At 71.3% G+C, this 11,437-nt stretch carries 8 protein-coding genes; 5 read left to right on the plus strand and 3 right to left on the minus strand.

Annotated features, from left to right (window positions below; translation table 11 throughout):
- Positions 1–894 precede the first annotated feature (894 nt).
- Together NHL53_RS10355 and NHL53_RS10360 are read left to right on the plus strand one after the other, a co-directional pair.
- Positions 895–1,848: an endonuclease domain-containing protein gene (locus NHL53_RS10355; protein WP_433776789.1), complete on the plus strand. Its 954-nt coding sequence runs from the start codon at positions 895–897 to the stop codon at positions 1,846–1,848.
- Positions 1,849–1,871: 23 nt separating this feature from the next.
- Positions 1,872–2,237: an HIT domain-containing protein gene (locus NHL53_RS10360; RefSeq protein WP_433776790.1), complete on the plus strand. Its 366-nt coding sequence runs from the start codon at positions 1,872–1,874 to the stop codon at positions 2,235–2,237.
- A gap of 1,233 nt (positions 2,238–3,470) precedes the next feature.
- On the opposite strand, the gene NHL53_RS10365 is transcribed toward NHL53_RS10360, so the two are convergent.
- Positions 3,471–4,823 (minus strand): uracil-xanthine permease family protein, encoded by a 1,353-nt coding sequence (locus NHL53_RS10365; protein WP_433776791.1) that lies wholly within the window; start codon positions 4,821–4,823, stop codon positions 3,471–3,473.
- A 237-nt stretch (positions 4,824–5,060) separates the two neighbouring features.
- Between NHL53_RS10365 and NHL53_RS10370 the strand changes: the two genes are divergently transcribed.
- The gene (locus NHL53_RS10370) at positions 5,061–7,115 is read left to right on the plus strand and encodes a BCCT family transporter (protein WP_433776792.1); all 2,055 of its coding nucleotides are present in this window, start codon (positions 5,061–5,063) and stop codon (positions 7,113–7,115) included.
- Positions 7,116–7,175: 60 nt separating this feature from the next.
- Here NHL53_RS10370 and NHL53_RS10375 read toward each other — a convergent pair whose 3' ends face one another.
- Together NHL53_RS10375 and NHL53_RS10380 are read right to left on the minus strand one after the other, a co-directional pair.
- The gene (locus NHL53_RS10375) at positions 7,176–8,054 is read right to left on the minus strand and encodes a phosphoribosylaminoimidazolesuccinocarboxamide synthase (protein ID WP_433776793.1); all 879 of its coding nucleotides are present in this window, start codon (positions 8,052–8,054) and stop codon (positions 7,176–7,178) included.
- Between the two features lie 179 nt (positions 8,055–8,233).
- On the minus strand, positions 8,234–9,118 hold the full coding sequence (locus tag NHL53_RS10380) for a hypothetical protein (RefSeq protein WP_433776794.1): 885 nt from the start codon (positions 9,116–9,118) through the stop codon (positions 8,234–8,236).
- A gap of 246 nt (positions 9,119–9,364) precedes the next feature.
- Here NHL53_RS10380 and NHL53_RS10385 point away from each other — a divergent pair, with 246 nt between their 5' ends.
- Both NHL53_RS10385 and NHL53_RS10390 read left to right on the plus strand, forming a co-directional pair.
- A complete protein-coding gene (locus tag NHL53_RS10385; RefSeq protein ID WP_433776795.1) occupies positions 9,365–10,600 on the plus strand; it encodes a sensor histidine kinase in 1,236 nt (411 codons plus the stop codon).
- Positions 10,601–10,635: 35 nt separating this feature from the next.
- Entirely contained in the window at positions 10,636–11,325 is a 690-nt protein-coding gene (locus NHL53_RS10390) for a response regulator transcription factor (protein ID WP_433776796.1), read from the plus strand.
- Positions 11,326–11,437 lie beyond the last annotated feature (112 nt).

The raw sequence follows: 11,437 nt of genomic DNA on the forward strand, positions 1-11,437 counted from the left end.
GTCGAGCTCGCGATTCGGCTGGATCCTGTGCCCCGTGAGGTGCGTTTCCGCGACCCGGGGCGAGTGGCCCCTCCGGATACGCGAAACGGCTGGATCCGTGGCGCCTCGGCGTGCGTTTCTGCGCTTCGGGGCGGATCCGTCCCCCTCGGGTATGCGAAATGGCGGGCATGGTGCTTTTCGGTGACGTGGACGAACGTTCGTCGCTCGAGTTGGCGTAACGGTCGGCTCTGCGCTCTCTCGGCGTGCCCTTCTGCGACGCAGGGTGGACGGCGCTGTTCCGGGTTCGCGAAGTGGCGGGACCTGCAGCCCCAGGGTGCGCTCCGGTGACGCGGACGGAACGCCGCCCCAGGTCCGTCGATCGGCGGGATCCGAGTTCCTTTCGCGCTTCCTTCTGCGACGGGGCCCGAGTGCCATCGCTCAGAGTGCGTGACAGCGATGGATCCGGGCCGGACACGATGAGCTTCTGCACCGTGGCAGAGGCATCGTTCCGAGCGCAGGAGGCGGTTGGATCCGTCGCCCGCCGACGTGCGTCTCCGCCCTTCGGCGCGGGCTCACCGCATCGAATCCGTGAAACGGCAGATTCCACGGTGCGCTTCTGCGATCTGAGCGCGGAGCACGACGTTCGCGTATGCGCATCGGAGGGGTCTGCGCCGCCACTGTGCACCTCGACGATGTGGATGAACGGTCACGGTCCGAGTCTGCGAAACGGTGGGATCCGCAGCGTCGCGGCGTGCACTTCTGCGACTCGGAGCGGATCCGCCACTTCTGGGGAGGCGAAACGGCTGGATGCCGACCTGTCCGGGGTGCGTTTCTGCGACTCGGAGGACCCCTCGCGCGGAGCCGTGCCTGTGGATAACCCCGCCGCCGTCTCGACGATGCTGGCACCGTGTGGGGATGGCACGGACACAGCCCCTTCCCAAACGACTCGGCGCGAGCTTCCGCGTCGCCGACGCGCTCGCGGCCGGCGTCGGGCGCGGGCGGCTGCGCGGACCCGATCTCGAGCGGCCGTTCCACGGGATCCGATCCGTGTCGACGGAAGCCGACGAGAGCCTCCACCCGTTGGAGGAGCGTCGCCAGCGGATCCTCGAGCGGGCACGCGCGTTCGCGTCGATGCTTCGCGAGGACCAGTTCTTCAGCCACGAGACCGCCGCCCTCATCTGGGGCGCCCCCGTTCCGCTCCGCGACGAGAGGGTGCATGTCAGCGTGGCCGGCGACCGCAGCCTGCCGCGACGACAGGGCGTCGTGGCGCACCGGGTCCGCCCCGAGATGACCTCGATCCGCACGCACGACGGCCTCCCCGTCTCGTCGCCGGCCGCGACCTGGGCCATGCTCGGGCGGCGTCTCGCGGTCGCCGATCTCGTCGCACTCGGAGACTTCTTCTGCCGTGTCTGGCGCGCGGGACACGGGCGGCCGGATGTCGGCCGACAGCCGCTCACCGCACCGGATCAGCTCGCGACCGCGCTCGCCGCGGGGCGCCGGCCGGGAGCGCCTCGACTGCGCGAAGCGCTCGCCCTCGTGCGCACCGATTCGTGGTCGCCGCGCGAGTCGGCGACGCGCTGCGCTCTCGTGCAGGCGGGGCTGCCTGAGCCCGAACTCAACCAGGACATCTGGAGCAGTCGCGGAGAGTTCCTCGGCTGCGTCGACCTCAGCTACCCGGAGGCGAGAATCGCGATCGAGTACCAGGGCGAGCTGCACGCATCGCAGTACGCCGTGGACGTCGAGCGCATCGCGCGGCTGCGCGCAGAGGGCTGGATCGTGATCGAGGTCACCAAGGAGCTCCTCGCGCGCCCCGCGGAGCTCGTGGATCGCGTGCGCCGCGCCCTCCGGTCGCGTGGTTGCGCCGTATAGAGACGCATCTCGCGGCGGGGTCGATGGCGACGATGACCGTGCGGGTGGCGCGCTACTCGGGCGACGACTTCTCCTGCGATGTGGCGATCCCTCGGCGGGAACCGCTGTCGGTGGTGTTCGAGGACGACGACGTGCTCGCGTTCCACCACACGCGTCCGTTCTGGCCGGTGCATCTCGTCGTCGTCCCGAAGATCCACGTCGAGTCGCTGCTGACCCTCGGCGATGTGCACATCGCTACCCGGCTGCTCGACGTCGTGCAGTCCGCCGCGGCGGACGTCGTGGCGGAGCACGGACAGGCGAGCGTCCTGACCAATCTCGGGGACTACCAGGACTCGAAGCACCTGCATGTCCACGTTCGCGCAGGCGAGCCTGTGCGATCCGCTTCCTGATCGCCGCGAGCGCACAGACCTGGGCCCGGCCGTCGGATCGTGGCGTGCTGCTCGGTGTTTCGGGTCGGGCGGATCCACGCGGAGTAGGAGAAACGGACGGATCAGGCGCTCGGCGGGGTGCGTTTCGGTGATCCGGAGAGTGCGCATCCCACCCGGGTACGAGAAACGGCTCCATCCAGGTCCGCGGATGTGCGTTCCCTCGACGTGGGCTCAGACGTACTCGCTCGCGTGCGCGACATGGCTGGATCCCGCGCCTGCCGAGGTGCGTTTCCGCGACTCGGGGTGCGCGGCCTTGCTCCAGGTGCGCGAAATTGCTGGATCCGGTGCCTCCTGAGGTGCGTTTCGTCGATCCGGACGGGGCGTCCTCGTTCGGGTATGCGAAACGCACCTCGCACGTGGATCCGTGGTGTGTTTCCGCGACCCGGAAACGTTCTATGTGCGCGGAATGGCTGGATCCCGCGCCCACCAAGGTGCGTTTCCGCGACGTGGGGCGAGTGGGCCCCCTCCGGGTACGCGAAACGGCTGGTTCCTGTGCCCCGTGAGGTGCGTTTCGTCGATTCGGACGGGGCGTCCTCGTTCGGGTATGCGAAACGCGCCTCACACGTGGATCCGTGGTGCGTTTCCGCGACTTTCGGGGTGCGCGGTCCTCCTCTAAGTTCGCGAAATGGCTGGATCCGGTGCCTCCTGAGGTGCATTTCGTCGACCCGAGAGGCTGTTCGGTTTCGGGTATGCGAAACGGCTGGAGCCTGGGCCTCGGGAGGTGCGTTTCCGAGACCCAGGGCGCGTGGTAGCGCCCCGGGTACGCGAAACGCACCTCCCGGTCAGAACCGGAGGTGCGTTTCTCCGCCCCCGGAAGAGCGGAGCGGTGCCTCGGATCCGGGCGCTGGCTCGGGTCTGGCGGGCGAGCGCACCGAGAGCGCCGAGCACCCGAGGAGCGCCGCCCGCGCAGGACGAGCATCACCGTGCAGGGCGCGAGCGGGACCGCGCCCGGATCCGAGGTGCCGTGCAGCGGGGTACCCGCACGACAGCGGACCCATCTCGCGGGCGCGAAGCGCACGTCTACGGCCAGGGGTGCCAGCGCTTCGGTGCCCATGGACGCATGGATCCGCGCCCGGATCAGAGGCGCCGCGCAGCGGGGCGCCCGCGACCAGGCAGACGCCTCGCGGGCGCGGAACGTGCGTCGACCGCTCCGATGCCAGCGGTTCCGCACCCGCGATCCCGCGCCCCGCCACGTCACTCCTGCGGGTCGCCGCCCATCTGGCCGACGGCGGGGATCGGGCCGCCGTCGTCGGCGCCCGTCCGGCGCAGGCGGGCGATGAGGTTGCCCAGGTGGTAGATCACGAGGGCGGCGATGGTGCCGACCACGATGCCCTCGAACGCGAAGTCGCCCGCGACGATCGTGAAGTTCGCGATGCCCAGCACGAGCGCGACGGCGCCGGTGTACTGATTGACGGGGCGCGAGAAGTCGACGTGGTTGTCGACCCAGATCTTGATGCCGATGAGCCCGATGAGGCCGTACAGCGCGGTGGTCACGCCGCCCAGCACCCCCGGGGGGATCGAGTTGAACACGGCGCCGATCTTGGGCGAGAAGGCGAGCAGGATCGCCGAGAGGCCCGCCACCCAGTACACGGCCGTCGAGTACACCCGGGTCGCTGCCATGACGCCGATGTTCTCGCCGTAGGTGGTGGTGCCGGATCCGCCCGCTGCTCCCGCGAGCACGGTCGCCGCGCCGTCGGCGATGAGCGCGCGCCCCGTGTAGCGGTTGACGCTGTCGTCGGTCATCGTCGCGACGCCGCGCACGTGGCCGACGTTCTCGGCGACGAGCACGAGCACGACGGGCAGGAACATCGCCATCGTCGACCAGGTGTGGGGCGAGGCGAAGTCGGGCGCGTGGAACTCCGGCAGCCCCACCCACGCGGCCTGCGCGATCGTCTCGGCGGGCGAAAGCCCGGTAGCGGGGTTCGTTGCCTGGAAGTAGCCGGTCGCGGTGCTGTAGACGAAGCCGACGATCACGCCGAGGAAGATCGAGATGCGGCCGAGGAATCCGCGGAAGAGCACGGCGAAGAGGATCACCGAGACGAGCGTCACCGTGGCGGCGGTCGCGTCGGCCTGGAAGTTGCCCCAGGCGGTCGGCGCGAGGTTGAAGCCGATGAGGGCGACGATCGCGCCGGCGACGACCGGGGGCATGAGCCTGTCGACCCAGCCGAGCCCGGCGATCTGGACGACGGCGCCGATCAGCGCGAGCAGCACGCCGACGGCGATGATGCCCGCGAGGGCGGATCCGATGGCTCCCTGAGCCGTGGCCGCGGTGATCGGCGCGATGAAGGCGAACGACGAGCCCAGGTAGCTGGGCAGGCGGTTGCCGGTGACGATGAGGAACAGCAGCGTGCCGAGGCCCGAGAACAGCAGCGTCGTCGACACGGGGAACCCCGTGAGGGTGGGCACGAGGAACGTCGCGCCGAACATCGCGACGACGTGCTGCACGCCCATCGCGATCGTGGCGGGCCAGGTGAGGCGCTCGCCGGGTGCGACGACCTTTCCGGGTGCGACGGTGCGTCCGTCGCCGTGCAGCGTCCAGCCGAACATGCGGATCCTTCTTCTCGGGTCGGAGGTGTCGACCGGAGATCGCGAGAGCCGGTCGGATCCACGTTACGCGGGTCTCGCAGGGAACACCCTCCGGGCCCGGCGGGAGGCCGCGGATCGGGCGGCGAGACGGCCGCGCGTCGGGTCGCGGCTCGCGATGCGGGGAGGATCTCGATAATCTTGCGCTCGTTTGACCGAGAGCAGAACGTTGATGAATCGGAAGAGAAGATGGTCGACAATATGACACCCGAAGGGCCCCCGGAGAAGAAGGAGCCCGTGAAGAAGCTCGTGCGCGAGGTGATGCACCCGGCGCTCATCCCGGGCATCGGGGTGGAGGACACGCCCCGCGACTTCCGCACGAACTGGATCGTGCTCGGCATCGCCGGGCTGGCGACGGTCGGCGTCGTGGTCTGGGGCATCGCGGCGCCGGACAACATCCTTGCGGTCGGCGGCGCCGCCCTCAGCTGGGTCATGGACCACTTCGCGTGGCTGTTCTCCGCGCTCGCGATCTTCGTGCTCGTGTTCATGTTCGTGCTCGGATACGGGCGCACGGGCGGCGTGCGCCTCGGGGCGGACGACGAGAAGCCCGAGTTCTCGACCCCCGCGTGGGTCGCGATGCTGTTCTCGGCGGGCATGGGCATCGGCCTGCTGTTCTGGGGGCCGGCGGAGCCGCTCGACTTCTTCCAGAACGTGCCTCCGGGCCTCGACGCGGAGCCGGGCTCCCGCGAGGCCATGATGGCCTCGCTCGCGCAGTCGACCCTCCACTGGGGGCCGATGGCCTGGGGCTTCTACGCGCTCGTCGGCGGCGCGATCGCGTACGTCGCCTACCGGCGCGGCCGCGCGCCCCTCATCTCGTCGATCCTCTACCCGATCTTCAAGGAGAAGACCGAGGGGTGGATCGGATCCCTCATCGACATCTTCGCGATCCTCGTGACGCTGTTCGGCACGGCGGTCACGCTCGGCCTCGGCACGCTGCAGGTCGCGGCGGGCGTCGAGGTCGTGTCTGGCATCGGGCAGATCGGCAACGCGGGCCTCATCATCATCGTCACGGTGCTGACGGCGGGCTTCGTCGCCTCGGCGGTGTCCGGCGTCAAGAAGGGCATCCGCCTGCTGTCGAACATCAACATGGTGATGGCGGGCCTCGTCGCGCTCGTGGTGTTCGTGCTCGGGCCGACGCTGTTCCTGCTGAACATGATCCCGGCGAGCATCCCGAACTTCTTCAACGAGCTGTGGACGATGCTCTCCCGCAACGCCGGGCAGGGCCCGGAGGCGGGCGCGTTCGTCGAGAGCTGGACGGCCTACTACTGGGCGTGGTGGATCTCGTGGACGCCCTTCGTCGGCATGTTCATCGCGAAGATCTCCCGCGGTCGCACGCTGCGCGAGTTCGTCACGGTCGTCATCATCGTGCCGGGCATCGTCAGCGTCGCGTGGTTCGGCATCATGGGCGGCGCGTCGATGTTCTTCGACGAGCAGCAGGGCGGCGCCCTCACCGACGCATACGGCGAGGGCGGCGCGCAGGGTGTGCTCTACGCGCTGTTCAGCGCCCTGCAGACGCACCTGAGCATCGGCGGCGTCGACATCCCGCTCGCGATGATCCTCAACATCGTCGCGATGGCCTCGATCATCCTGTTCTTCGTGACGTCGGCCGACTCGGCGTCGATCGTCATGGGCTCCATCAGCCAGCGCGGGCGTCCCGAGCCGTCCACCTGGGTGACGGTCGCCTGGGGCGTGCTGCTGGCCACGACGGCGATCGTGCTGCTCATCGCGGGCGGCACGAACGCGCTCGACGGGCTGCAGGCGATCATGGTCGTCACGGCGCTGCCGTTCGCGATCATCCTCATCGGCGTGATCATCTCCTGGGCGAGCGAGCTGAGGAACGACCCGTACATGATCCGCCGCGCCTTCGCGAAGGCGGCGATCGCGCAGGGCATCAGGCGCGGCATCGAGGAGCACGGAGACGACTTCGTGTTCGACGCGGCGGAGGTCGCGCCGAACGAGGGCGCCGGATCCGCGATCGACACGGAGGACCCCGCGCTCATCGAGTGGTGGGACACCGCGACGGGCCAGATCCCGGTGGTCGCGACCGAGGAGGACGCGGGGGCGGAGATCACCCGCACCGTCACGGCGGAGGACATCGCCCGCACGCTGCACCCGGGGCGGATCCAGCCGCCGTCGCCGGCGGACCCCCGTCACACGGCGTCGGGCGAGGCGTCGCTCACGATCGGCGAGAGCCGGCGTCGGCGCCGTGAGCGCACCGAGGACGACGTGCCGGAGGGCGGCTCCGAGGAGGAGTAGCCCGCACGCACAGGGGCGCCGGATCCGCGGGTCCGGCGCCCCTGTGCGTCTCGGGCGCGGTCAGCGGGTCACGCGGTCGAGAAGCTCCCGGTAGCGCTGGGCGGTGCGCTCGACGATCTCGTCGGGGAGAGCGGGCGGGGTGCCCTGCCTGTCCCAGTGCGCGGCAAGCCAGTCGCGCACGATCTGCTTGTCGAAGCTCGCCATGCGCTCGGCGGGCGTCTCGCCGTTCTCCCACGCCTCGAGGTCCCAGTAGCGGGACGAGTCGCTCGTCAGCACCTCATCGGCGAGGCGCAGGACGCCCTCGTCGTCGACGCCGAACTCGAACTTCGTGTCGGCGAGCACGAGCCCCTTTGCGGTCGCGATCGCCTCGGCGCGCTGGTAGATCGCGAGCGACGCGTCGCGCAGCTCGGCGGCCCGTTCTGCGCCGACGAGCTCGACGCTGCGGGCGAAGGAGATGTTCTCGTCGTGCTCGCCGAGCGGCGCCTTGTAGGCGGGCGTGTAGATCGGCTCGGGCAGGCGGTCGCCGTCTTCCAGGCCCTCGGGCAGGACGATGCCGCAGACGGTGCCGCTCTCGCGGTACTCGGCCCAGCCGGAGCCGGTGAGGAAGCCGCGCACGACGCATTCGATCGGCAGCATGTCGAGGGCCCGCACGACCATCGCGCGGCCCGCGACCTCGGCGGGCGCCTCGCGGCCGGCGAGGTGGTGGGGGATCGCGGGCCCGCCGTCGGCGCCGGCGAGCTGGTCGAACCACCACGCGCTGAGAGCGGTGAGCAGCTCGCCCTTGTCGGGGATCCCGGGCTCGAGCACGTGGTCGAAGGCGCTCACGCGGTCGGAGGCGACGACGAGCATCTCGTCTCCGCCGTCCGCGGGGCGGTACAGGTCGCGCACCTTCCCCGAGTAGACGTGCTTCCAGCCGGGGATCTCGCGCGCGGTGCTCATCCGTCCATTATGTCGGGGCGGGGTGTCCGCAGCGCGTCGCGCCCGTGCGGTGCGCGACGACGCCGGGATCCGCCGGGCGCACGCGGCGCGCACGGCGCGCGGATCCGCCGTCGTCGCGCACGCGGAGGAGCGGACGCCGAGCGGCGCGGACCAGAAACGAGCCCGCGCCGCATGAGGGGTCACTGCACGGCGAAGAACACCCTGTCCGAGAGGAAGCCGGGCTCCACGGCCAGGACGCCGTCGGCGGCGGTCGCCGAGGGGACGGCGAAGGCGATGTTGCCGGTCGTGCTCGCGTCGGTGTAGAGCTCCGACAGGCTGTCGAAGGAGTCCGGTGTCATCACGATCTTGTCGTAGGAGTTCACCGTCGTGCCATCGGCCGTGACGTAGGCGACGCCGACCTCCGCCGGCATCCCGGATCCCTCGCCGAGGTACGTCGCGGTGATGTTCACGAGGACGTACTGCTTCCCCTCGCCGGGGCCGTCGTCGAAGCTGTTCTCCGCGCGGATGGCCTTGTTCGCGTCGAGCTCGACGCTGTTGACGGTCACCGCCCAGTCGGATCCGCGCACCTCGGTGCCGAGGGACAGCGGGTTCTCGCGCGTCCCGGCCTCGGAGGTCTCGGCCGGCTCCACTTCCGCGGGCTCCTCCGCCTGCGGCTCGTCGGCCGGCTGCTCGGCGTCCTCCTGCTCGACGACGGAGACCTCGTCCGGGCCGAACGCCTCGGAGACGGCGTTCGCGGTCATGACCGCGAACGCGATGACGCCGGCGATCGTGCCGACGACAGCCACGATGATCGCCGCGACGCCCGGCCACTTCGCCTTGCCGCGCAGGCAGACGGCGACGATGCCGAGGATGAAGCCGATCGGCAGCAGCACCCATCCGCCGATGAGGAAGCCCGGGATCACGGCGAGGAGGAAGCCCAGCGCCGCGACGCCGAGGGCGACGAATCCGAGGACGTTCCTCTGGCGGGGAGCCTCGGCGTCGGCCCGCGGCGCGGGGCCGGTCGGCGAAGACGGCGAGCCGCCGGCGTGCGGCGCGGGAGGGGGAGTGGGGGTGCTGTTGCTCATGATGCCTTCGTTTCTCGAGGGGCGGTGCGCCTGAGGGAGCGCGCGGTCTGCGGGACGGGTCGCCGCGGCGGGGCCCGATGGTCCGGATCCGCCGGTGCCGGAGGGGCGCGACGACGTGTTCGATCGTCCCGCCGCGGGGCCTCGCGGGGCGTCCTCCGATCGGCTGGATCCGGGTCCCCCGATCGGCTGGTGCGTACCGACCGACCGGGGGATCGGGATGTCGGAGGGGGTCCGTAGGCTCGGAGCGTGACCACGGAACCCCCACGCAGCCCCTCGCGCGTGCGCCGCTCGACGGCGCGCGTGTGGAGCACGGCGATCTACGTGATCGGCCTGATGCTCGAGGCGGTGGGCGGATCGAGCGTGCCCGGCGCCTCCGACGCCAGGGCGGCTACGGGATTCGGGTCGCTGATCTTCGTCATCGGCATCGTGCTGTGGATCTCGGTCTTCTTCCGCGAACGGCGGCCGTGGGCGGTGGTGATCGCGGGCGGGGTGCTCGCCCTCATCGGGTCGTCCTACCTCCTCCTGCTCATCGGCGCGCACCGCGTCATGGTGCGCGCCTCTCGCCGAGACGCCCTGCTGCTCGGCGCGGCGGCGACCGCGGCGGTGGGGCTGTTCGTCCTGCGCGAGGCGGTCACGCGCTGGGGCGACGGCATGGGCGACATCTTCGAGGGGCTCGACCCGATGGTGCTCTCCCTCTTCTGCGCGACCGCGTCGCTCGGGGCGCTCTTCGCCCTCACCGCGATCGCGCGCGCCGGCCGCGCCCGCGAGACGGAGCGCCGCCGGGCCGATCACCAGCAGTCGCGGGCGGCGCAGCTCGACGACGAGCTGGCGCGGCGCACGGAGCGCGAGCGCATCGCGCGCGACATCCACGACGCGCTCGCGCACCGACTGTCCGTCATCTCGCTGCAGGGCGGCGTGGTCGAGATGGCCGTGTCGTCGGGAGACGCGCAGGCGGTCGACGTCGCGCGCTCGCTGCGCGACGAGGCGCATCACGCGCTCGACGACCTGCGGGGCCTCCTCGGCGAGCTGCGCGCCGAGCCGGGGCGCGACGACGCGGCGCCCCGGCCGTCGATGCGGGGCATCTCCGAGCTCGTGCGATCCGCGCGCGCCGCGGGCGCCACCGTCGATGCGATGATCATGGTCGAGAGCGTCGAGCAGGCGCCCGCCGTGCTCGACAGCACGGTGCACCGCATCGTGCAGGAGTCGCTCACGAACGCGCTCAAGCACGCCGCCGGATCCCCCGTGTCGGCGTACGTCGAGGCCTCCCCGACGCGGGGCGTGCGCGTGAGGGTCACCAACCCCCTGCGCGGCGCGGCCGCGGTCTCGTCGCACGGATCCGGAGCGGGCGTCGTCGGCATCCGCGAGCGCGCCGAGTTGCTCGGCGGCACGGCGTGGATCGGCGAGCACGAGGGCGAGTACGTCGTCGACGTGTCGTTCCCGTGGGTGCAGGTGCCGGCCGCCCCCGACGACGGGCCCCGCTGACGCCCGAGGCGCTCGCCGCTCGATAGGGTCGTCGGGTGACCGACGCCGCCCCCGCACACGCAGACCTCCCGCGCGTGCTCGTCGTCGACGACGACCCCATCGTGAGGCAGAGCGTGACGATGCTCATCGGGAGCCGCGGGGCGGGACAGGTCGTGGCCGACGCCGCGGACGGCGCGGCGGCGGTCGACGAGGCGCGCCGTCACCGTCCCGACGTCGTGCTCATGGACGTGCGGATGCCGCAGCTGTCCGGCCCCGACGCGACCGCGGAGATCCTGCGGATCCTGCCGGAGACCCGCATCATCGCGATGACGAGCCTCGGCACGGAGGAGGCCCTCACCCGCATGGTCGAGGCCGGCGCGCTCGGCTTCCTCGTGAAGGATCGCGTGTTCGACGAGGCGCAGCAGGCGATCGCGGCCGTGATGCGCGGCGACGGCTTCACCTCGCCCCGCGCGACGGCTCAGCTGCTGCGCCGCTATGCGGAGGCCGCGGGCGACGGGGCCAGGCGCGAGGCCGCGGAGCGGTTCGCGCGGCTGACGGACCGGGAGCGGGAGGTGGCGACGCTCGTCGCCGCGGGCGCGAGCAACCCCGAGATCGCCCAGCGGCTCTTTCTCTCGGTCGCGACGGTCAAGACGCACCTCGATCAGGTGCGCGCGAAGCTCGGCGCCGAGAACCGGGCCCACGTCGCGATCGTCGCCGACCGCGCGGGCTTCGGCCCCCGCCTCTGAACAGGCCCCGCCTGTCGATGGGGACTTCTCCCCATCGACAGCCGGGGGAAGGTGTTCCTAGGTTGTGTGGAGGCGGCTGGTTCCGGCTGCCGGTTCCGAAGACGTGATGTGC

This window comes from Microbacterium sp. gxy059 (assembly GCF_050958665.1).
Classification (GTDB): Bacteria; Actinomycetota; Actinomycetes; order Actinomycetales; family Microbacteriaceae; genus Microbacterium.

What these genes read in the sequence shown, in the direction of transcription:
- NHL53_RS10380 (WP_433776794.1), bottom strand. Translation starts at nt 9,118, where the DNA reads ATGAGCAACAGCACCCCCACTCCCCCTCCCGCGCCGCACGCCGGCGGC.
- NHL53_RS10370 (WP_433776792.1), top strand. Translation starts at nt 5,061, where the DNA reads ATGACACCCGAAGGGCCCCCGGAGAAGAAGGAGCCCGTGAAGAAGCTC.
- NHL53_RS10365 (WP_433776791.1), bottom strand. Translation starts at nt 4,823, where the DNA reads ATGTTCGGCTGGACGCTGCACGGCGACGGACGCACCGTCGCACCCGGA.
- NHL53_RS10355 (WP_433776789.1), top strand. Translation starts at nt 895, where the DNA reads ATGGCACGGACACAGCCCCTTCCCAAACGACTCGGCGCGAGCTTCCGC.
- NHL53_RS10375 (WP_433776793.1), bottom strand. Translation starts at nt 8,054, where the DNA reads ATGAGCACCGCGCGCGAGATCCCCGGCTGGAAGCACGTCTACTCGGGG.
- NHL53_RS10360 (WP_433776790.1), top strand. Translation starts at nt 1,872, where the DNA reads ATGGCGACGATGACCGTGCGGGTGGCGCGCTACTCGGGCGACGACTTC.